19 protein-coding genes are annotated in these 22,895 nt (G+C 42.7%); 4 read left to right on the forward strand and 15 right to left on the reverse strand.

Annotation, left to right across the window (positions count from 1 at the left end; genetic code table 11):
• Positions 1 to 85 precede the first annotated feature (85 nt).
• Positions 86 to 799 (reverse strand): DUF7832 domain-containing protein, encoded by a 714-nt coding sequence (locus PCH01S_RS26175; protein WP_042234792.1) that lies wholly within the window; start codon positions 797 to 799, stop codon positions 86 to 88.
• Positions 800 to 916: 117 nt separating this feature from the next.
• A complete protein-coding gene (locus tag PCH01S_RS26180; protein WP_042234794.1) occupies positions 917 to 1,633 on the reverse strand; it encodes an MBL fold metallo-hydrolase in 717 nt (238 codons plus the stop codon).
• A 171-nt stretch (positions 1,634 to 1,804) separates the two neighbouring features.
• Between PCH01S_RS26180 and PCH01S_RS26185 the strand changes: the two genes are divergently transcribed.
• Positions 1,805 to 2,092: a hypothetical protein gene (locus PCH01S_RS26185; protein WP_042234796.1), complete on the forward strand. Its 288-nt coding sequence runs from the start codon at positions 1,805 to 1,807 to the stop codon at positions 2,090 to 2,092.
• Between the two features lie 13 nt (positions 2,093 to 2,105).
• Here PCH01S_RS26185 and PCH01S_RS26190 read toward each other — a convergent pair whose 3' ends face one another.
• Positions 2,106 to 3,383 (reverse strand): hypothetical protein, encoded by a 1,278-nt coding sequence (locus tag PCH01S_RS26190; RefSeq protein WP_042234799.1) that lies wholly within the window; start codon positions 3,381 to 3,383, stop codon positions 2,106 to 2,108.
• A gap of 353 nt (positions 3,384 to 3,736) precedes the next feature.
• Here PCH01S_RS26190 and PCH01S_RS31785 point away from each other — a divergent pair, with 353 nt between their 5' ends.
• Positions 3,737 to 3,838 (forward strand): flagellin, encoded by a 102-nt coding sequence (locus PCH01S_RS31785; protein ID WP_372011957.1) that lies wholly within the window; start codon positions 3,737 to 3,739, stop codon positions 3,836 to 3,838.
• A gap of 11 nt (positions 3,839 to 3,849) precedes the next feature.
• Positions 3,850 to 3,930: a hypothetical protein gene (locus PCH01S_RS31790; protein WP_372011959.1), complete on the forward strand. Its 81-nt coding sequence runs from the start codon at positions 3,850 to 3,852 to the stop codon at positions 3,928 to 3,930.
• Positions 3,931 to 4,003: 73 nt separating this feature from the next.
• Here the strand turns inward: PCH01S_RS31790 and PCH01S_RS30705 are convergent, their stop codons facing one another.
• The 11 genes from PCH01S_RS30705 to PCH01S_RS26240 all read right to left on the reverse strand — a co-directional run bounded on the left by PCH01S_RS30705 (position 4,004) and on the right by PCH01S_RS26240 (position 21,469).
• Positions 4,004 to 4,093: a DUF4256 domain-containing protein gene (locus tag PCH01S_RS30705; protein ID WP_129112582.1), complete on the reverse strand. Its 90-nt coding sequence runs from the start codon at positions 4,091 to 4,093 to the stop codon at positions 4,004 to 4,006.
• A 306-nt stretch (positions 4,094 to 4,399) separates the two neighbouring features.
• Positions 4,400 to 5,506, reverse strand: a complete 1,107-nt coding sequence (locus PCH01S_RS26195; RefSeq protein ID WP_042234801.1) for a hypothetical protein — start codon at positions 5,504 to 5,506, stop codon at positions 4,400 to 4,402.
• A gap of 774 nt (positions 5,507 to 6,280) precedes the next feature.
• Entirely contained in the window at positions 6,281 to 9,031 is a 2,751-nt protein-coding gene (locus PCH01S_RS26200; RefSeq protein WP_042234804.1) for an AbiH family protein, read from the reverse strand.
• A 52-nt stretch (positions 9,032 to 9,083) separates the two neighbouring features.
• Complete coding sequence (locus tag PCH01S_RS26205; protein WP_042234806.1) at positions 9,084 to 12,245, reverse strand: type I restriction endonuclease subunit R; 3,162 nt, start codon at positions 12,243 to 12,245, stop codon at positions 9,084 to 9,086.
• A 23-nt stretch (positions 12,246 to 12,268) separates the two neighbouring features.
• Positions 12,269 to 13,492 (reverse strand): restriction endonuclease subunit S, encoded by a 1,224-nt coding sequence (locus tag PCH01S_RS31530; RefSeq protein WP_042234816.1) that lies wholly within the window; start codon positions 13,490 to 13,492, stop codon positions 12,269 to 12,271.
• Positions 13,482 to 15,074, reverse strand: a complete 1,593-nt coding sequence (locus PCH01S_RS26215; protein ID WP_042234819.1) for a type I restriction-modification system subunit M — start codon at positions 15,072 to 15,074, stop codon at positions 13,482 to 13,484. Before PCH01S_RS26215 ends, PCH01S_RS31530 begins: the two co-directional genes overlap by 11 nt.
• Positions 15,075 to 15,135: 61 nt before the next feature.
• Positions 15,136 to 15,684 (reverse strand): DUF5655 domain-containing protein, encoded by a 549-nt coding sequence (locus PCH01S_RS31535; protein WP_241688746.1) that lies wholly within the window; start codon positions 15,682 to 15,684, stop codon positions 15,136 to 15,138.
• A 587-nt stretch (positions 15,685 to 16,271) separates the two neighbouring features.
• Positions 16,272 to 18,662, reverse strand: coding sequence for a 23S rRNA (uracil(1939)-C(5))-methyltransferase RlmD (rlmD, locus tag PCH01S_RS26225; protein ID WP_241688747.1), 2,391 nt, complete (start codon positions 18,660 to 18,662; stop codon positions 16,272 to 16,274).
• Positions 18,663 to 18,667: 5 nt separating this feature from the next.
• Positions 18,668 to 19,597: a diacylglycerol kinase gene (locus tag PCH01S_RS26230; protein WP_042234821.1), complete on the reverse strand. Its 930-nt coding sequence runs from the start codon at positions 19,595 to 19,597 to the stop codon at positions 18,668 to 18,670.
• A 9-nt stretch (positions 19,598 to 19,606) separates the two neighbouring features.
• Entirely contained in the window at positions 19,607 to 20,395 is a 789-nt protein-coding gene (locus tag PCH01S_RS26235; RefSeq protein ID WP_042234858.1) for a sirohydrochlorin chelatase, read from the reverse strand.
• Between the two features lie 783 nt (positions 20,396 to 21,178).
• Positions 21,179 to 21,469 carry a YerC/YecD family TrpR-related protein gene (locus PCH01S_RS26240; protein ID WP_009675256.1) on the reverse strand — a complete coding sequence of 97 codons (291 nt, stop codon included), beginning with the start codon at positions 21,467 to 21,469 and terminating at the stop codon, positions 21,179 to 21,181.
• Between the two features lie 286 nt (positions 21,470 to 21,755).
• Here PCH01S_RS26240 and PCH01S_RS26245 point away from each other — a divergent pair, with 286 nt between their 5' ends.
• A complete protein-coding gene (locus PCH01S_RS26245; protein ID WP_042234824.1) occupies positions 21,756 to 22,382 on the forward strand; it encodes a hypothetical protein in 627 nt (208 codons plus the stop codon).
• A gap of 304 nt (positions 22,383 to 22,686) precedes the next feature.
• Here PCH01S_RS26245 and PCH01S_RS26250 read toward each other — a convergent pair whose 3' ends face one another.
• Positions 22,687 to 22,869, reverse strand: coding sequence for a hypothetical protein (locus PCH01S_RS26250; RefSeq protein ID WP_042234827.1), 183 nt, complete (start codon positions 22,867 to 22,869; stop codon positions 22,687 to 22,689).
• Positions 22,870 to 22,895 lie beyond the last annotated feature (26 nt).

The following is a 22,895-nucleotide window of genomic DNA, read 5'->3' on the forward strand; positions in this document are numbered from 1 at the left end:
TTATATCGGTTTTGCGGCACAGGTTTTGAAGGATTTGGCTGAGAAAAAGTAACACGGTAAAAGTAAATCACACAATCGTCCCGCTTCAAGCAAGGTTTCCCTGACGGGACTTCCAGTCCCGGTAACGCTCCGAAATAATCGGCTCGATGATCCGGTAGTTCTCAAGCGAGTCCTCCACATGGTAAATCGTCGGCAAGCCTGCGGCCAGAACGTTTGTGAAATCCACGGCCGTATAAACATCGTTTTGGATATCGAGGTATTCGCGGGCAAACGCCTCCGCTTCCTCCGACAATTCTTTCGAGCTGAGCACACCGTCCCAGTTGGTACGATAAAACTCGGCGCCCGTCATCTCATCCCGTTTGACTAGCTCGATCTCCGGCGCATCTTCTTTGCGGCTTCTTTTGTTGGTGAGATCGTTTTTAATCAGCCAGGCAATGAACATCCCCGTCGGCACGTAGGCCTGAATGACATCCAGCTCGGACGGAAAATCGCCCTCATAATGCCACTTCGCTTTATCGAACACGACGATTTCTTTTTCCGGAATTTGAAATAAAACGTCCCTCGGCTCCTCGACGAACCCTTTGCTTTTCAGTTCACCGGCCAGCTCCTCCATCCGCTTGATTGCTTCCCCCTTAGTGGGATATGGCTCATATTTAGGATTCGCCGTTTTCTTGTCGGCATATAACCGGCCCTTAACGATATTAACGATACAAACCTGTGTTGTTTCCGTAAGCATCAAATGGTAATAGGTTTTAAAGGTTTTTCCCTGTTTAGTGAGTACGGTTTCGATTTTGTCCAATTTGTCACCTCGGTTTATAAGGTTTATTGAAAAGTACCGGGATGTGTTTAGGTTAGCATGGAGAAATCCGGCAAAAGTGCCTACATTCCAATAAGTTTGCCGCTCCCCTTAAACTTTTTAACGTTCCAGAAGAGAATTCATGACAGCAACAGTTTTTAGTTTACTTACCGGTTCAGCATGTCCTACTACACACATATCAAAATCAAATCCTTCAATCGCTGTAAGTAAAGAACGCAATTTATCTTTATCTAAGTGGCAATCATTGTAATAATCCACTCCAACAGCATCGCCAATAAATAATACTCTTTCTTGAGGCACAAATATGCAGACGGAATCGTCACTATGCGGAGAGGTTACATGATGTAATTCTACCGTAATACCTCCCAGATCGATTTCCATAGTTCCGCTGAAAGAGATATCAGAAGTCACCACTTGTATCTCCGATAGCGAAGGGTACTCATTCCGAATGCAGGTATCCGCAAATTCAATCTCAACTCCTGCCGCTAATCTCTTTTTCATTTCAATATCTGTCCATTCCCACTTAGCTTGTTCCGCTAGTTTATCATTCGTTTTTTCATGGGCAATGGTAATCCCCTCCACCGCATGCATCCCAAAAGTATGATCCCAGTGCCAATGCGTAATCGCAACGATTTCCGGTTTTCTTAATCCTTCCTTACGTAAAGCTTCATTAAACAATGCTGCATGAAATTTGGAATTGCCCGAGTCCACCATTAAAGAACGCGTTTGCCCATTTATATAACCGAGAACCGGCCTATCGGACTCTTTGCTGAACATCGTATAAAAAACACGATCCGTTAGTCGTCTTAACTCCATATTATAAATCCTCCTAATTATATACGTATTTATTATTACTTTTCCTTTAAAAGTAACTTTTTCTGTATGGATTCCGTTTATATCTACGGATTGAATAACTCAAACGACGGGGTGAACTATGAAAATATTAGACGGTCTCTAGCTTCCCAAAAGGAGGGACTAGAGAACCAAATGAGCAGAAGTGTAAAAAAGTCGCCGGTATTTAAAGACCAACAGCACCTAAGCACCGGCTGGACCAAACGGCAGGCCGGCAAAGCGGTACGCCGCTTCAAAGGCGACGTTCAAAACGGGAAATGGTACCGGAAATTATACTGCCCCTGGAATATTTGCGACTATCGCTTTTACAAAACAAAACAGCAGGCGGTACATGAATGGAAAACATTCCAGTGGCTGAGAGAACAATTATTGACTCACGCGGAAGTTATAAACGATTGGGAAAAGTTCTATAGAAGAAAATAAGCGCAGGCGTCGGCTAGGGAAGCCCGGCGCTTGCGCTTTTCATCCAAAGTTCACGGATATCCGGATTGCAGTCATACCGGATTTCATCCCGCAAAGAGGCAGGCAGAATATCATTGGCCAACATAATTTCTACAGCCCGCCGTCTGCAAGGGGAGCAAAGCCCTTTGTGGTACAGTTCGATCATAATCTTTTGGCACGATGCTGTAGGATGTTTTTCAAAAATGTTGACCATATCCAACTCCATGTTATGAAACGAGTGCTTGTTATGCTTCTTAAAAGCGACACGTTCCAATAAAGGCAGATCATTTTCCTCATAATTAAAAGTGAATAGTTCCAGTGCCTCTACCTCTGTCTCCCGTTGACAGATCAGTTGGACTGCTAGCCGATGGACACGCTCGTCCTTCAAATTGCGAAGCGCACGAATGGCCGCTGAACGAAGACGTTTATTTTGGGATTGTGCCAGCTCTATAATTTTTTGCGGATCAAGTGGAAAAGACGGTTTAACGAATATAGACAAATAAGCTTCCAGCTTCTTGGGATTCTCTTCTTTCAATAAGTCATCGGCAGCTTTAAACAAGTCTTCCTTAGACGCGCGCATGCCCCAAACAATGTAAGGGTACCGGGCTTTTTCACCCGTTTCAATGGAAGATTTAAATTCCTCATAGGAAAGAGCCTTTCGGCCGTTTAACAAAGAGTAATCATCCTCGTTCCCGAGCACTGATTGATAAAAAGCCTGAATCTTTTCGTCCTTCACGGACTCTTCCAAGAGAGCCGCTACCTTTTCCTCGCCTAGAAACTCCTTGGCAGATTCCCATACGAAAGTATCCCCTTCATAGCCGGAAGACATTATCCGCTTGCCGATCTCCTTTGCCACAAACAAAAAACCGTTTGCTCCCGCGGCCTCAATAATCTCTTCCCCGCCTATGAAACAATTCCATTCTTCATCGTAACGGAATCCCCTTTTCATAGCATCTACCGCTGTCGGATTGCCGTGAGAAGCAAAGATTTTCGCTAATCGGTACACTTGCAGAAGGTCCCACCCGTTCACTGTGCCTCCCAAAGCATTGAGAATTAGTTCCTGCAAAATAGGGGAAGCCTTGGAGAGCTGAATGACCTCCCATAGATAGGCCTCTCTGCTTCCATCACATTGAGGATCATACGCAGTATTCCGAATACAAGCATCCGCTATAGCGTCAAGATGCCGATAAGTAAGCGCGGGGTTCTCCTTCAGATAGAGAATAATGCTTCCTAACCCGCGGGTTAATTCGTAGCGAAACTTTTGAATGTGCATTTATCTCCTCCCGCCACACTTATTTTTATACTGGTCACCTACGGGCTGCGGTTATAACAATTATAGCTAGTATAATGAATCAAACGTTAGAGAATGTTTAGTTATAATGGGAGATGAAGATCTAAACCTGTGACTATTTGCAAAACAATTCAATATCATCTTACCATTCAAGCAGGAGCTAACAAAGGCGAGACCATTGTTATCCCCCTGTTCAATGTGGGCATACAGGGATTGGGCATTAAGGATTTAGGGCTGCTCCCACCCTCCATACCTGAGCAAGCATTAGCCAAAGCAGATGGAACCATTGAAAAGTTATGCACTATCGAGCGATGTATGGTGCATTGCAAAACCGTATGGAACACACATTAAACAACGTGAATAATCCAGCTAAAAATAAAATGACAGGCGAATCACGTATTCGTGATGCAGACATGGCCAAGGAATTTCGAATTTGATAACATCCAATATGCTAACGCAAGCGGCCCAAACGATATTGGCCCAAGCAAATCAGAATCCACAAGCCGTGTTACAATTACTTAAGCCATGATAGTTAAGAGAACCTACCTGTCAGGTAGGTTCTCTTGTTGTATACGAAAAAGAGGAGTTTTCCACTCCTCTATTTAGAGAGCCGTGAATCCCCTTGAGGCATAGTATGAACCCGCTCCATTGTGTTGCACAAAAACAGTGTCGTCATGTCGATCACAAAGTATGGTTCCGCCTTTGTATACTCGAAATCGCTGTTTTTGCCCTTGCTGTTTCTAGTACGATGTAACCTGCTTCCAATGAATGATCTCATTTGACACAATACAACCTTCGTTTTGAAATATTTTAAGGGAACATCCTGTACAGATTAAGCAGTTGGTTTGCTTTCAACTACACGCTTCTTTTTGAAAAAATTAAACATAGACATGGCCTGCCTCCTCGAAAAAGGAAAACTAACTAAGTTTGTATTTTTGAGATCCATCCCCACCTGATGCTAAAGATTTTAGGTTAGAGTACAAATACCTTATATTGTTTTAAAAAGGATGTCTTCGACCCACAATTGGCTCACTTGGCTCTACCTTCTTCAAAAGAAGTTCTAACCAGCGAGAGAGTTTTTGATCTGATTTTTCCTTCCCAATATCAAAACCACACACCTCAAGAATGTCTTTCAACTCAGGTTGTTTTACCAGTGACTTGTTCTTCGCAATATAAGGGTCTAACCATAGCTGCCTTCCAGAGTAGTCCCGAATGATCAGCCTATATGCGCCATGCTTATGGCCATACTGATTGGATGGATCAAAAAAGCCATTATCAATTGCTTGCTCATCTTCAGAAAACAAAATGTATTCAATTGGGTGGGGAATGAACGCCCAATATTTCTCTAGTACATGTTGGGGCTTGCTTCTACTATATCGCTTATCTTGCAACAAAGTTAATCTCCCTTGGTGCCAATACATATTGGCTTGAGCAGCCTCTAAATCATCAATACTGGATATTGAGCGAAAATCAAATTCGCTCTTCCTAACATTAACTTCCCAATTACCATTTTCATTTTTCACGTACTTTACTACAGGGTGGTAAAATACGTTTTCCCTTAAAGCTTTCGGTACACCTATAAGTTGAAGTACCTTTTCACTTCCATGAGGTCCGGTTCCGCCATAACCACAATTACACCCTGGTAGCCACATCTCGTTACCATCGGAATCACGAATAACCATGTGTGGAATTGATAAGCTGATCAGGTCACCGTATCTATATTTCTCAAGTGGGAGAAAGTAATTTTCAACAGCAGCATCAATTTGCTCGAAAAAAATTGATACCCGTTCAATTGAGTTTAATTGACCAATATGTTTATTAGCATATGCTATGTTTTCATGGGTACCCGAAGTCTCACAAGCATACTTTGGAGGAGTCGGATTTTCATAGCGAGGGAGCATCCCCTTCTTCTCCATGAATCGTAAAACATCCTGCAAAAGATATACTGAACCATTCGCCGTGCTTTTAATGGGTACCAACTCACCCTCTTTATGTAAAATGGAAATTCGCTGACGTGATACATTTAATTTTTCAGCAACTTCATGGGTTAATAACACATTCCTCGCCAAAAATCTTTTAAACGGGTTCCCCTCCATAAATATCACCATAACCTTCCTTTTAATTGTTTAATTACAGGGTACATTTTATATTTACGGCTGTCAACGTCAATTGTAGCGCACGTCTACTTGAGTCTCCCTACTGTTACTGTCTATACACACAATGGCTAAATAGCCCTGTCGATCCGATTTCTCCTGGCATGTGGAGTGCTGCGCGCTGATTATCAGGAAATAGCTTATTTGAGCCACATTTACCAATATTGTATCAAGTATGCTGAGCGCCTTTAGGCGCTTTTATTTTTCTTGAAATAAGATCTGATACGTCTTTGTGTCGGGTAAGTAGAGTCAACATAAATCATAATACAACTTTGGGGATGCCTAACCCTAGTTGCCGTACACTCATTGAAAAGGAGAAAGGGTAACCCTACAGCCGTTTGTTTAACCAGCTTCAGGGCTACCCTCTATTTGTTAACCTACTTAGTCTGTTGCTCCAACATCCTCAATAGAACGGTTACTGCTCCCGCTCTGTTCGTTTTTGCATCGGGTTTGAATAGATTTGCTCCTACACCTTCTGTAATGCCAATCTTCTCAATTGCCGCTACTGCGCTCTTCGCCTAATAACAGGATGATCTTGTCGTCTGCGAACGCGCTAAGTTCATACCCTTTCACAATGGACTTTTTTGGATTTCCATTTTCATATGTCTGAATCATCTATTTCTTGAATTCTGCTGTAATACACGTCTGTTTACTTGACATAGTAGTGACCCGCTTCAATTACTATTGTTTCATTCCACTAGCCCTTATTTTTCTGTCCAACTAACTTTAAATTTTATTATTAGCTAAAACCTCACTATTATGCAACTCATTATTCAACCACATTACTTTTTCATCCAACTCTCTTTTCCAATCCTTTTTCATTGCTTGGGCATACTTAAGTGGGTTGGTTTCCGAATGTTTAACTTTGTAGCTCTCATAATCTTTGCTATCAATAATCCCACTAATATTCGGAATTCTATCAATACCTACATAATACTGTATAGCCGATAGATAAAGCTCATCCTTCGAAACAAACCATTTTTCAGAAAAATCGCGAATGACTTTATCTCGAGCTTGTGTAAAAAATTTATGTTTCAGATTTAGCACATCTTTTTTTGAATCAAATTTTAAATGCTTAATATCATTCAATATTCCACTATAGATTTCCTTAAGGATTTCGGCTTTACTTTCTTGCTGTAAGGCATCTGAAAGTTCTTGCAATGTTATATTTCTTGTTGCGTAATCATTCAACAAACCATCAATTGTTGTATATATATAATCATTATTATTAAATTTTCTCTCTAAATCATTTTCATTGTTTTGATTTGAACCATTTGAACCATTTGCATCCTTTTGTTCTACATCCTGTCCCATCTGCTTGATAGTTTGAATTTTAAACTCTAGTTTACTACTCACTTCTTCTAAAACTTCTTCAATAATTGATTGATCTGTTACTTTTGATTTTTCAAACAAGTTTTTAATTTTTAATAAGATACTTTTATCTGCTAATCCCTCGAAAGGATTAAAAAACTCAAGATAGGACTCTCTACATTCCAAATAATATTCTTTAATCGATTTAATATCTTCATCTACAATAAATTTAGTATTATTTGAAAAAAAATCTAAAATAACATCAACAATGAGATTTTGACATGAAGTCATTTGATCTGGGGATTTCATATGAAAAAGTCTAAAATTAGGGAAACCTATCGACTCTTCATTACTTCTCATAATCGATGAGAGCTTAATAAATTCTACTGAATACCCTATTAAAATAATCTCCTTAATTTTGTTTCCTACTGTTATGTTAGGAACAAAACCAACAAAATTTTCGATTTGTAATGACTCTAAATTTTTCAAGTGAATCTCTTCTTGATAAACATCTTCGGTTATTGAAATATCAAGATCTATTAAATTTGTTGATTTTTCAAAAACATTATTCTCAATTACAAGATTTGTGTTTTTTAATACTTTTAATTTTTCTATATTATTTTGTGTATCAGACTTAAAACAGAAAATGCCTTCTCTTATTTCCGATGAATTAGATTTATAATAATTGCAAGAACAATCAATCAGCTCAAACCTTCTCAATGACTCACATGCAGATATATTTGCATGTGAGTCATTTCCTTCCTTCACCATAAATGTACATTTTTCCATTTTAACATATATCAGACTATTACCATATTTCAAAAGTTGATTAAAAAATACACTTTCTATTTCTGTATCAGAAAAGATAACTTTTTCAACCAATTTAAGCACCATCAGAAAATCTCTAGAATTACTAAGCTTAGTAAATTCAACTGCATCCATCTTTTCATCAAAATAAACACGAGAGATTCTAGAAGCATTTTTATTGACTACAAAATTCCTCGACAATTGAAGCACTTTCTCTAGATTACTCGTGGTTATTCTCAATTCATTAATATTACGAAAAGTAAAATGATTTATAGTTAATGATAATTCAGATAATATATCCTCTCTTGGAAATTTATTTTTCAAAAAAGGATCTATAGTCTGGTATTCCTCATAACTAGATATGAACAATTTATCCTGTAATAATATTTCTAAAAAAGGAACCAGGACAATTTTCTCGGCAACCGAAGATCCAAGTTTTCTCAATACTTCTTCCATTTTCAGAATATAATCATCTTCATAATAAAATATATAAATCTTGTTTGCTTTTTGAATAAATTTTGATAAGAATAGAAAGTCACTTCCTTGAAGGGAGTGCCCTATAATAAACAAATCAATATTCGTATTGTTATTATCCAAATCAATATCGGACATCATTTTTATTCTTGTTGCATTCAATGACTCGTTTTCTTTAATTCTAAAAATTTTATCGTTAATTAGTGATTGAGAATAATGAATCTTTTTAATATCTTCACTATCAGTAAATCCGCCTCCGAATAAAATGTTTCCTTCTTCTAAACTTCCATGTATATGGAAAACTCTTTCTTTCGCTTTCTTCACTTCTAAACTAGATTTGGATATATTATTAGCATCATAAAGTACACTTTCACATAAGTCCTCGATGGAATTTGTGTAATTAAAATTAATAAAGTATGTGTTTTCATCTTTGACCAATTTTCCAAAAAAAGGGTTTACTTTTTCTGTGAATCCTTTAAAACCAGCAGCATTCAAAATCGTCTTTTGTTCAATCCACTTCGGATATTCATCAGAAAGATATTCATGAAAATCTTCTTCTAATCTTTTAATAGAATCGTTTACGGACACTATGTCAAAAATGTCTTGTGGTTCTTCATTTTTTAGAGATCGATTATTTATTTTTCTTACCGTTTCTTCATATAAGCTTTCAAAATCAGACCAATTCAAATGGAAATTTGCATACTTTCTTAAAAAAAGCCTATTGTAGTTGTATAATTCATAATCTTTAGTGATTTTTTTTCTACTCTGAATATATTCAACAAAATTCTGATATGAACTCTTGAGACCAAGGCTAATATCGAATCCGTTTCCAACAATAACTATATTCTTTCTATTAACCTTTTCTTGACCCTCCTCTTTGATCATAAATCATTCCCCCAATACTAACTTGATGATCCATTGATTTCATCTATAACCTCTAACGTAATTCATCATTCAAAGGCACAATGACTTCATCTAGTGTCTTTCTCCACTGGCGTTTCATTTCGGGTCCGTATTTCAATGGTTTTGCACCTGGATTCGCGGCTTTATACTTATCAAAATCTTTGCTATTGATAATATTCCCAATGTTCGGAATTGGGTCTGCTCCAATCACATACTGAATAGCAGATGAATGCAGCTCACTCTCGTCTACAAACCAAGTATCTGCAAACTTTTGAACGGCTTCATTCACAGTTTCTGTAAAGAAACGTCGTTTGACTACTAGAATATCTTCCCATGAGTCGACCTCTCCGGTATCAATTGCGTTTAGCATTGCCCGGTATACGTCTTTGACATTTTCTGATTTCTTCAGTTTTTGAAGGGCTTTTTCTATCTCTTCACGGGTATTCTGGTTATTGGCTGAGTACGTTTCTAATAGTCTATCAATATATGTTGAATCAATATCATAGATCTTTACTGCATTTTCTCCATAAAACTCAATGTCTGAGAAGTCAGGTTCTGGCTCATTATCTGGATCCTTTGGTTCTATTAGTGATCCTTTAATGGTGTTATACACGCCAATGTATTCTTCTAAAGCTTTAACCTGTTCTTGCAGATTTTTAGATTTTCCCATTTCATCGTTGTAATCATCATACGTAGCTAACGCTTCGTAAGCATTATTCAGCTCTTGAAAAGCTTTTACAAATTCGATTCTAGTCTCAAGCGGAGAGTGCTCGTTAATTTCGATTGGATCTGGCACTAATGTTGTCAATTTATTATGGGCTTTTGTAAAACGTTTCTTCGTCTCTTTATAGGTTGGATAAACTAGATTTGTTTCTTCCTGTTCATGGGAATATAACTTCGTCGCAACTTGTACATTTCGTTCCATTGTCGCAGGTTTACGGAACGTTACAATTAATCCTTTTTTCTTCCCAGAATACGTACGGTTCGTCCGAGAAAAGGCCTGAATCAAATTGGCATAACTTAAATTTCGATCGACAAATAACGTTTGAATGGTTGGTGCATCGAAACCAGTCAATAAGCGATCTACAACAATAACAAGGTCAATATGATTCCCGTATTGTTTAAATTCTGCTTTCTTACGAGCTAAACGATTGTTAATATCTCCGTTATAACGCTCGATATCTTCAATTGACCAAGCTGTGTGATAGTATTCGTTATACTCCTTGATAACGTCTTTCATTTCTTCATGAACTTGTTTAGAATTTTCTTCGTTCTCTTGTATGGAATAAGTGATTGCAATCCGAGGAAAATCTGGATCATCTATCGTTCTTCCCGCTCGAATGGGATGACCAGCAAATTCATTTTTTAGCCATTCAGGATCATTAGTCATTTCCTTAATTGCGTTGTAATACCGCTTCGCCATACCAATAGAACTTGTTGTTAATATAGCCGATTTTTGCGGGCGACCATTTTGAAAATCAAATTTGATATAAGCATTATCCGGCTTGAATATCTTATGAATAACCTTTTGAATATGATCATCCTGTTCGAAAGTAGATAGCTCAAGATAATCTTCCTTTTCGATCTCATCCATCTCATCAATCATAGCATTAATTTCGTCATTACTAAGGGCGGTGTATTTTTCACTAGCACGAAGTTGTTTGAAAATAGTGTTATTTAACGATATTGATTCGATTGTATTTTCATGCTCAACTTGAAATCCTAAAACAGCCCCGTCATCTAACGCATTTTTTATCGTATACGTATGCAAGCGCTCCCCATATTGATCTCGAGTCGTACGAGCTAATTCGCCCTTGGCTTGCTTCTTATTCTCTTCAAATATCGGGGTACCTGTAAATCCGAACCACGTAGAATTTGGAAAGAAGTTCTTGATCTCTTTCATTCCTTCAGAACTAAGTGCGCGGTGACATTCATCCACCACAAATACAATGTGTTGTCCCAGAAGTTTATCAAAACGCTGCTTGGCTTTGGGGTCCTCTTGTTTTTTGGTATAGCGTAAAGCAGCTTCTAACTTTTGACGAGTTGTAATGATTACTGTATTCGAATTAGCATCAGAGAGTAGAGTTTGACTTAGCTCTTTTGCACTCCCTGTTCCGACAATCAAACTATTTGACTTCGCGTTACCAGATGAAATACCTGTATTAAATTCAGAAGCAAATTTAGTGAATTCGGCCGTCGTTTGATTATCTAAGTCTTTACGGTCAATAAGCATGATGGTACGATCAACGCCTGTTTTGCGAGCTAATAATTTTGTCGCAACAAAGCTAGTCAACGTTTTTCCTGAACCGGTCGCATGCCACACATATCCAGATTCATGTTTCATTGCAGATTTAAACAAGGCCTGAATGGCATGAACTTGATACGGTTTTAATACAATTAAAGCTTTATTGTCTTGATCCTCGCTTACAATAGTATAGTTGGCAATCAGGCGATGAACGTCTGGAATATTTAAGACTTGTTTTACGAATTCATAGAGATTTTCTACTTTACGATTTTCCGTGGTGCGCCAACTAAAGATCAACTTTTTATGCATGTCTTTAGGCATCGCATTGGCAAAATAACGAGTGGTTTGTTCGTTGGAAATGACAAATAGCTGAAGAGTTGAGAAGATATTATTTCTAAACATGCCTTCTTCTGCGTATTTTTTAATTTGATTAAAGGCTTGGAATACACCATCTTTGGCACTTACTTGCTTTAATTCAATCTGAACGATGGGCAATCCGTTGATTAAAAGGGTCACGTCGAAGCGACGATCCCGATCGTTCAGGTTTGCCTTTTGTTTCGCAATCTGATGAACTACTTCATATGTAGAAATTCCGCCACCAATGCTTTGATTTGAATATAACACCAGGGACATTGAACCTAAAAATACATCTTCTCGATCAATTGTAATGCGAGCAATTCCATTCTCTCCTTTGAGCCATTTTGCTGCATCAAAAGGAGTCTGTGTTTTCAACAGTAGCTCTGTTTTAATCGTATCAAACTCTTTATCAGAAATGGGGTGATCCCCAATTTCGGATAAGTTGTTTTGTGTTATTTTCTGACGTAAGTTCTTCCATAGATCGTCTTCTGATTTTAAATCCGGACGATATTGCCACTGGTTATGTCCTTGGCCTAATACTTCAATTAAGCGACGTTCCACTTCCGCTTCAGTGTTATGTTTTACCTTCGTCATGTGTCTTCCTCTCTTCTGTATGTTTAGACAAACATCTTTTGTAGGAATGCTTTTTGGGTTTGTTTTAAGAGTTCTAGTTCACGTTGATGAATGGAAATGACCTGGTCAAGTTTTTTGAAAAACCCCGCAATTCTCACTTGCTCCTTTAAATTCGGAAAATAAAATTTCATCTTTGAAATTTGTTGAAAATTCAATCCTTCTCTGCCTCCTCCTGCTTGGTTAAGTTCAATTTGGTTCTGACCATTCCCCGATGTAAGATTTAATTGAATGAAATATGGATTTACATTTTCATATGGTCTAATTATAGAAACATGTTGATTAACATTTGCAGATGTTTCAAATTCATACACAGCACTTCTTCCAATAGATGCACCAGTAATATTTAATAACACATCATTTTGTTGTACTCGACTATTAGCCATATCTTCATCAACTTCTTCAGATATATAAACAACATCTAATAAATTGACTTTATCGTTAAAAATATTTTGGGATCGCAACAGTGGAATTCCCTGTAATTTATAATTTGAACTTCCGCCCTTAGGAGTTTTACCACTGCCTATTTTTTTTGTCACTTCTTTAAGACTACGTTGTTCCCAATCTCCAGCAAATCCTGGGAATCGAACTTCCGGCACGGACTCCCCTTCTTTTGGAAACATTTTTTGCAAGAATCCTTGTTTTGTTTGTTGGAGGGTGGTGAGTTCTTGCTCATAAAAAGTGATAGTGTCATCTAACTGTTTAAAAAAGTTTCCAATTTGGGTTTGTTCTTGAATTTCTGGGATAACCACATTAATATTCTTGAATTTATTCAATGATAGAACTTTTTGCCCTGTTCCTTCGGCTTCTAAGGCAACTTGTTTTTTTATAGTCGAATTGAGCATATTCAAAAAGAAATCACTGTTACCATTAATTATTTTAAATACAGGATAAAAGTAACTAATAATCCCTTTATCAACAAGATCATTTCGGTTAAACTTAAATACACCATTATCACTTCTTGACCTAAAAGTAAAGTATCCTCTTGGCAAAACAAAATACCCTATATTTTCTTGAGTTGTTATTTGTCTGTCTGCGAAATACTCTTCCTGGTATATTATCCCTCGCTTTTGAGAAGAAGTTAATACAGGGTATTGATTTTGAACTACGGTTCTCTCAATATAATCTTGCACGAACCCTCTCAACTCACGCTTTTCCCATTCTTCTATAAATCCTGGAAACTGAATCTCCGGTTTACTTTTATTTCCCACGATTAAACACCTCTAACGCACCCTGGATCCATTCTGCATTTTCTTCATCATATTGCAGCGAAGAAATAATGTCATAAAGACTGGATTCTAGTTCTGCTTTTTGTTTTCTAATATTTTTAATCGTTGAGCCAATTATAGCCATATCCACAGACTCTTCTTCCTCAAAAGTATCTACGTAACGAGGGATGTTCAAATTAAAATCATTTTCTTTAATGTCATCGAATGAAGCCAAATAAGCATATTGCCCTACATTTTCACGCTTCATATACGTTTCGACAATCTTATCAATGTTTTCATCTGATAGTTTGTTTTGGTTTTTCCCTTTAACAAACTCTTTACTGGCATCAATGAACAACACATCACGCATATTGCGATTTTTCTTCAGGATTATGACCGTTGTCGGAATTGACGTCCCAAAGAATAAGTTAGCTGGCATGCCAATCACGGCATAAATACTGCCATCTTCCAGTAGCTTCTTACGAATCACACCTTCCGCTGCTCCACGGAACAGCACCCCATGCGGTAAGACGATGGCCATGGTTCCCGTCTCTTTCAAGTGATAAAACCCGTGTAAAAGAAAGGCAAAATCCGCTTTAGATTTCGGCGCTAATTTCCCATAACGATTAAACCGAGAATCATCTAAAAATGTATCATCTGAAGACCATTTTGCAGAGTAAGGTGGATTCATTAGAACTGAATCAAAGGTATAAGGCTCATCTGTCGGCCAGTCTTTGTTCAATGTATCCCCGTTACGTAAACGCATATCTTCTTTATCAACACCGTGCAGGATCAAATTCATTTTAGCTAAGTTAAAGGTCGTTGTGTTTAGTTCTTGTCCATGATACTTTACACTGTCTGGATGGTTAATATAGTTTCGAACATTTAGCATCAAGGAACCAGAACCCATCGTTGGATCATATACACTGAACAGTTTTTTATCTTCTTGCCCCATTGCGACAATACGAGCCATCATAACGGATACTTGATGAGGCGTATAAAACTCTCCGGCTTTCTTACCCGCTTCTGAAGCAAATTGGCTAATCAAGAACTCATATGCATCGCCAATGACATCGCCATCATGTCTAATCACATCTATATCATTTAGTTTTTTCAGAACTTCTGTAATCGTAATGTTGCGCTGTTGATCGTCTGATCCCAACTTCTTTGATCTCAAATCGACATCATCAAACAAGCCATTAAATTGATCATATTTTGAAGACAAATTAGTAAAGGCTGCACTTAGATCATTTAACTGAAATGTGTTTTGTTTCGCTTGATTGGCTAATACACTGAATAAATAATCTGGTTCAATATCATAACCGAGTGTATCTACTAAAGTCTCGATTAAGTCACTCTTGATCTCTTCGTCGGCTAATAAGTTTCTATACAATTGAGTTTGATTCTCTTGTGTAGAATATTCCTCTAAAGACTCATCAGCTATTTCAACTACCTTTTCTAACAACTTATCGGATAAGTACTTGTAGAAGATCAAGCCTAATAAGTAGTTTTTATATTCGGATGCATCCATTTTACTTCGCAAGTTGTCTGCCGCACTAAATAATCTAGTGTTTAAATCTGCCATTATACACGTTCCTCACTTTTTCTATTGTTGGGCTCAAGCGCTAGGCTATTCATCTTATGATCTAGTTTGAATTATAGGCTTTATCGATTAAAGGTTTTGCCTTTTCAATATCTTCAGGGGATTTAATTATAATTTGCAAATCACCCGTTCCAAAATGCCCTACATTACGCATATCTCTAGTAAATCCTTCCTCAAGTTCAATATCATCAGGATATAGTCTTATATGCCATAGTATTTGTTTCTGGTAAACTTCTACGCAAATTATGGTTTTATTTTTTTTGAACGCTGTGTACAACTTGAGCTGATTTTCTGTAACGTCATCACCGTATGCAAGAATATAGTCTCTAAATGAATAATACAGTTCTCTAAGCATGGGCGTTGTTGACTGGAGCCGTTCTTGAAAAGTCTTGTCTGAGGATGGCTTAATCCATTTATCCCCCTGTTCTTGGATATTGAAGGATTTCACCGTACTTGAATTCACAAGTTCCAGCATAAGTAAATCTGCCCCAAACTTTTTATAACGTATAAGATCAATGTTTCTATTGATCTGTTTAACTGCATATTCATCATATTTTGTAAAATCTCCTGCTACACAAATAAGTCTGGGCATGCTCCAATCTAACTTTTCCGAACATTCTTTCCCTAGAGTCTTCATCACTAACAACTCAAATTCTGTGTATGATCAAGTAGCCAGTCGAGATAAAATAACCCTTGGTTGATGACGTTCTCGTTACTGGTTCTTTTATATTCAAATATAACAGGACAGTTGTTTTCATCCAATCCTAAGCTGTCTATTCTACCACCGTTTGATGTGATATATTCGCTTTTCAGAAAAGTTATTCCAAAAAAATAGGCATATTCTTTTCAATTAATAATTGCAATTCTCTCTCGAGTATAACAGAACTGGCTGGTAATTCTTTAACTTCTCCCGTTATATAGAACAGCTTAATATCGGACTTTTATAGCTCCCTTTCCAAAACTTGATAACCATAGATGTGACACTAAAACTATTAAAGCAAACCACATGCAGACATAGGGGATCATTCCTTATGTATGCTCTCACCTTTCACCTGTGGTTCATTTTCATTTTATCTGTAAGGAGGAGTGGATGTATACCTTGGACAATAAAAATAAGGATTTCCGAGGAAAACCCAATCGAAAATCCTATATATACATCATCCTAGTTTTAAGTAGTTTTTATTTCTCAACCCTGGACATCAAAGCTACACTCTCCACATGTACCGTATGCGGGAACATATCCACCGGCTGAACGCAGACGGTGCGGTACCCGCCATTCTCGAGCACGCGCAAATCGCGCGCGAGGGTCGAGGCGTTGCACGACACGTAGACAACCCGCTCCGGACGGAGCTGGAGGATCGTGTCGAGCAGCCGTTCGTCGCAACCCTTGCGGGGCGGATCGACGACGATCACGTCGGGACGGATGCCCGCGCGCTGCCACTCGGGGAGGACGTCCTCCGCTCCTCCCACGGCGAATTCCGCGTTGCGGATGCCGTTCAGCTCCGCGTTGCGCTTCGCGTCTTCGATCGCCTCCGGCACGATCTCGACGCCATAAACCTTCTTGGCGTGCTTCGCCAAAAAGAGCGAAATGGTGCCGATGCCGCAGTACGCATCGACCACGGTTTCGCTGCCCGTCAGCCCGGCGTATTCGAGCGCTTTACCGTAAAGCGCCTCGGTTTGAACCGGATTGACCTGGAAGAACGAGCGGGCCGAGATGGCAAACTTAACGTCGCCGATGTAATCGTAGATGACTTCCCGGCCCCAGAGAACGCGCGTCGTCGCTCCGAAGATGACGTTGGTCCGTCCGGTGTTGACGTTCTGGCAAATGCTTGCCACGCCCGGTATCGCGGCGCGGATCTGTTCTATCCATTCCGCGACATGCGGGACTTCTTTGCCATTTGTAACGAGTACAACCATGATCTCGCCCGTGCGGAAGCCAACTTTTACGACGACATGCCGAAGCAGCCCTTCGTGTGTTTCTTCCTGGTAAGCGCGAATGCCCAGTCCGCGGCCGATTTCTTTGACCTTAGCGATGACTTCATCGTTATTCGCATGCTGGATCAGACAGGTTTCCATGTCGATAATCCGGTGACTGCCCTGCGCGTAAAAACCACCGACGAGCCCGCCCTGCTCCTCTCCAAAAGGAACCTGAGCTTTGTTCCGATATCTCCACGGATCGCTCATGCCAATGGTCGGATACACGACGATGCCGTCCGCCTCGGAAGCACACACTCTCTCTTGCTTCAGCGGCTCCGTCGATTCGCCGCGGCGCAGGTTTGTGCTCTTTACACCGGCTGCAAGAGTACTTTCACCGATATCTTCACTGACATCATAGATGGGGCTTGTTCCTGTAGCGGCACCTATTCCAAGAGCAGCGTTCCCCCCAATGGTGTTATCTCCAGTCGTGTTGTCCCACGTGATGTTCTCGCTATCATTAGTTTGCGCCTGTGCAGACGAGTCACCTGCTAAATTTCCATCACTCTCATCTTCCAACAAATCAGAAGCGTCCACAAACTCCGTATCCATCAAAGGCTGGAGCCCGCTTCCGCTTATAGTATCGTCTGCGTCTTCTTTTGATTCCAACGCTTCGTCGTTGATCACTTTATCTTCGGGAACAGTGATTTCTTCATCTGCCGGCTTAAAACCCTCACTCGGTCGAGTCGTATTGCCACCAACCGTATCGGCTCTTAATACAGAGGCATCTCCGACAGCATTTCCTGCTTCGGCATCCGCTTCTTTAGCCACCCTAAGCTTCCCGATCCGCTCCAGGTTGTCCACGACGAGCTGGCGCTTTACCTTCAGTTGGGCCGCATAGTCCAAATGCTGGAGCTGGCAGCCGCCGCACTTATCATAGATCGGACATGGCGCGCCAACACGGTCCGGGCTTGATTCCAGCACCTCAAGCAGTTTGGCGTAGCCGTACTGCTTTTTGAGTTTGAGCACCTTAAGGCGTACCCGCTCACCCGGCAGGGCACCGGGAACAAAAAGGGTGAAGCCTTCGACGCGACCCACACCTTCTCCGTCATGTCCGATTCCGATGATCTCGGCGGTATACTCGCCGTTCTTCTCCACGGGCAAAGCAGCCAGTGCAGCGGAGCGTTTGCTCCCGGCTTGAGGCGCGGATGTCCTCTCGGCCCGAGCTCTGCCGCCGCTTTCACGGCTGCCAGCTCTCTCGCCACGCGCCGCCTCAGCCTCGCCGTAAGGCTTCACACGGCCAGCTTCGCCGCGCCCGCCAAACGCCCGCTGAGCAGCGCCTCCACGGCCCTGCCCAGTGTGCGTTCTATTCACTTCGCTCCGTCCGTCAGCCGTAAAGCCTGCTTTAGTGGCGTTCTCATCTCGGAGCGTGCCACGGCGGTCACCCGGCCCGCCCTGCGTTTTCCCCATGGATGTACCGTCCCGGTTCTGTCCCAGCGATGCTGCACCTTGTCGTTCGGATTCACCAAGGTTTTGCCCCCGCGAAGCCTCACCCTGCCGCCTCCCCGCCGACATTCCGCCACGCTTTTGCCCCGACAGAGCCCCGCCCTGCGGCTTCCCCGCGGACGCGCCGCCCCGCCGTTTATTTTTACTCATATCATTTAACTCCCTAATCTGCGTTGATGTTTATATGTGGATAGACCGGATTCGTCCACAATGATCTCGATGTGAGACTGCAGGTTGGTGAAAACCGCCGGCAATGTGCCGCCGAGTTCGCCGTCCAGGTTGATCTGCACGTAGTCCGGGGACGAAATTTCAAGCTTTCTCGTCTGGAAATAGACGACGTTCGGATCGTTCGTGTGCTCGCCTTTGAGCGCCATGGTGGCGATTTTGATAAACTCCGGCAGGTTGCACTTCTTGAGCACGATGACGTCAAAAAGCCCATCATTCAGGCTCGCGTCGACGGCCAGCTTTTCAAAGCCTCCGACGGAATTACTATTCGTAATGAGGAACAGCATAACTTCCTCGTTCATTTCCATTTCATCGGACTTTAAATGCATGTGAATCGGCCGCAGGCGCGGCAGCATTTCGAGTCCTTTTACATAGTAGGCAAGCTGCCCGATCATGGTTTTGAGCTTGCTGGGCACTTCGTACGTCAGCTCCGTCATGGAGCCCCCGCCCGCAATGTTGATAAAATATTTCTGGTTCACTTTACCGACATCGATCGGTCTCGTATACCCGCGGACGATAAGATCCACGGCGTCTTCCCAGTCGCGCGGAATGTTCAGGGCACGGGCAAAATCGTTGGTCGTTCCGAGCGGCAAAATGCCCACCGGAGGCCGGTTCGGCTTCTCGCCCATCCCGTTTACGACTTCGTACAGCGTTCCGTCTCCGCCCGCCGCAATGATAAGGTCGAACCCGCGGTCAACGGCCTGAGAGGCCGCCAACATCGCGTCTCCCTCGCCGATTGTCGCATGGGTGGACGTTTCATAACCGCCCCTCTCCAGACGCTGCAGAACTTCCGGCAGGCGCTTGCGCATTTCTTCCCGCCCCGAAGTCGGGTTATAGATCAATCTAGCACGTTTGGCCATTTCTCTTTATCACCTTTTTTGCTCATAATGGTCCCGGTTAAAAAAAGAGGCAACCTGCCGCTCCAGCCACTCGCTGACCTTCGGACTCGGCAGTATAGATTGCCCGTTATATCGGTAGTCAAACCCTTCCAGCCTGGAAGGGATCACTTCTCTTGTAAAATAGCCCTCGCTTAAAAAAAGCGGCGCAATGATAACTGCATGTCCGGGCTTCCGCTCCTGCCACCACTCCAGCTTCCGCTTCGTCTGATCCGGCAACAGCATCGCCACGTCCGTCGTTCCGAATCCGCCGGTCTTTTTCAAAGCCTGGGCAATCCGCTCCAGACTGCCTCGCCACGCCAGATGGAACAACTGCTCGACGCTGCCGTGTCCCACAAGCAGCACGATCTCCCGCTCCGGGTCCTTCGAAAGATTGCGGATTTTCTCGTAGACCATTTCGGCCAGCAGCTCGGCATCTTCATCCATAGGCGGTGTCATATGCACGCTCGCTTTGATTTCGAACGGTTCCAGATCCGTCGGCAAAAGCGGTTCGGGCTTCAGGCCCAGCGCGTACGCGATCTCGTCGAGATGCGTGCTTCCTTTGGAAACAAAAAGCGGGATGACGATCAGATCAGTCACACCACGGTTTTCTAACCAGGTAATCCCGTCTTGAATCAGCCGTCCGTCCACAAGCTCCAGGAACGAACCGAACACCGGAACGCCGTCCGGGACACGCATCCCCTCAACGGCCTCATCCACCAGCTGCACCCATTCCCGGCTCCGCGAGCCGTGGCTGATCACCAAAATCCCATACGTACGCATGGCTTTCACTCCGCTTCCGTTCATCCTGCTTTCATGCTATCTAAACTAGCCCCTTATGTCAATAAACAGGAAAAATCCCCATTTACGGGTGTAAAGAGGGGGATTTTAAGCCTTACGCGGTCTGCTGTTGTGAGGAACGATCGTTTGTAAGCCTGCGAATAATCCTACCATTATAAAAGAGGCTCCGCAGCATTTTAATAGCCTGATAGCCCGATCCATCTTACCGAACCTGCTGCGCAAAGAAACTCAGGGCCCCACAGTCCGGACAGACGATCTAGCCATCTTCCTTTCCGAAGCTTGCCGTGGGCGCCTTCTACTGGCCAGACCCGAAAAGGAAAAGCTGCATCCCTGACGGTCAGCCCTCATGCCTGCGGGGTATCGGCCAGAAATGATCGGCGCCTTGACGCGGCACAGTAACGGCCGAATCAACTTCTGCTAACTGGTTCTTTATGACAGAAAAGGAGTCAACCGAGTAGCATCTGTGTTCCGTATGAAAGATCAAATGTACACTGCCAGTGGACAACCTTGGATTACGCTGTCAGTGGACATCACAGCCATACCGGCAAGCTGCCCTATCAACGGATCTCTCCAGGCGTCTGATTCAGCCCTTCGGAATCTGTATCGAAGCGACAAGAAAGCGGCCAAGAACACCCTTTACGAACTCGCAACGATCCTTTTCCAAGTTCCCCGCCTATCTGCCTCTTGCCGTATATAACGGCTTCGCGTTTGCCCGTTCCGCTTCCCGATCAGAAAGCAATATCCGGTGACGCCGTCCCTGACGATCTAGCGGTTCAGACGATCCAGAGTCAGCACGTAGCCGTCGTTTCCGTAGTTCAGGCAGCGTTTTACGCGCGAAATCGTCGCCGTGCTCGCGCCCGTCTCGGCTTCGATCTGATTGTACGTGCAGCCTTTGCGCAGCATGCGCGCCACTTCCAGACGCTGGGATAGCGACTGGATCTCGTTCACTGTACAAAGATCGTCAAAAAATGTATAGCATTCCTCTAAGCTGTTCAATGTAAGAATCGCCTCGAAAAGCTGGTCAATCGCTTTATCATTTAGTTTTTTCAACTGCATATCTTCAACCCCTAGCATTCCATTTCATCTTGTATTTCTGGACAATCGGTAGAACAATAATTTCTATTTCGACAGGTTTATTATAATCTCCTTCCTTTACAATTGCAAAACAGTAAAATTTTTAAGCGTTACCGCTCTAAATCGCAACCTTCTCCTGGTAGTGTACATTTGAGCCGTTCCGGTTCCCGTGACATTTTCCACATGCCCGTGATATCCGTCCAGTCCAAACGATTGCCTATCACATAGGATGGAGCAGTAAATCCTTTGCAAAGGATCGTGAATTCAAGTGAGCTATCGTTATCCAAAACACGGCCGACAGCCGGAGGTGCAAACCAGAAGCTTATTCTCGCCGGGTCCGGCAGGAGGTCAGGGCGGAGTTCCTTTCCAGGGCGGCGGAGTTCCCGGCGGGGGTTTTTCTGACGGCGGGTTCCCCGGAGGAGGCTTTTCAGGCGGCGGGTTCCCGGGGGGAGGCTTTTCGGGAGGCGGGTTCCCCGGAGGTGGAGGCTTCCCTCAGGGCGGCCCGGGATTTTCCGGATTCGGCCAGAATCTGCCCGTACCCGTTAATTCCGCCGCACCATCCGCCGCACCGGCCGCTGCAGCCGGGAGTTCAGGAGGGGGAGGAGCCGGCGGCCTTTTAGGCGGCATGAACATCAATCAGATCAAAGGCTTCATTGACCGCATGGGCGGAATTGAAGGCGTCATCGGGACCATGGGCAAAGTGCAGAAAATCGTCGGCTCCGTCCAGCAGTTTGCTCCCATGCTCAAGTTGATGTTCAGCGGCTTCGGAGCCAAGGCCGCCACCAAGCGCGCTAATACCAAACCTTCCGCCAAACGCAAAAAGAAAAGAAAATCCACGCAGACCAAGCGCAAAGTCAAAACAACCAAGAGCCGTAAACAGTCCTCGCGCAAGTAGCTGAGTAAGACCGGGTCCCCAGCAGGACCCGGTTTTTTATGCCGGGCCATTAACATAACGGCGAAACGCGCTGATTGGAACAATCCGCATTTGGCAGTCAGTTGAGTTGGCAGTCCCCAGTCCGCAGTTCGCGGCCGACAGTTTCCCGTTGTCAGACAACCGGCCTGCCTTCGCACTGACACATGTTCTGCAAACAACGTTTCCTTTTGAGCCGCCGCACAGCATGAGCCACAACCCAGCGTTTCTTCCACAATCATGAACTATATCGGTTTCGGTACAAAAAATATATAGAATTCTCCTCCATTTACATAAAATAAACAGAAAAATATTTGAACAACATCCGATCCGCTTTAGATTTCCCGTCTAAAAAACATCGGGCACCGCTCACTACTTTCGCATGGTACGGAGCTGTTGACTGTGAGGCAAGCCACAGCGCCTCTTTTAAGCGTTTCAGCGGGCCAAGGCCCTCAGCCACAGCCGCCTTCATCCCCGCCTCCCGCCCCTCCCCTGTGA

It is taken from the genome of Paenibacillus chitinolyticus NBRC 15660, assembly GCF_000739915.1.
Taxonomy (GTDB): domain Bacteria; phylum Bacillota; class Bacilli; order Paenibacillales; family NBRC-103111; genus Paenibacillus_F; species Paenibacillus_F chitinolyticus.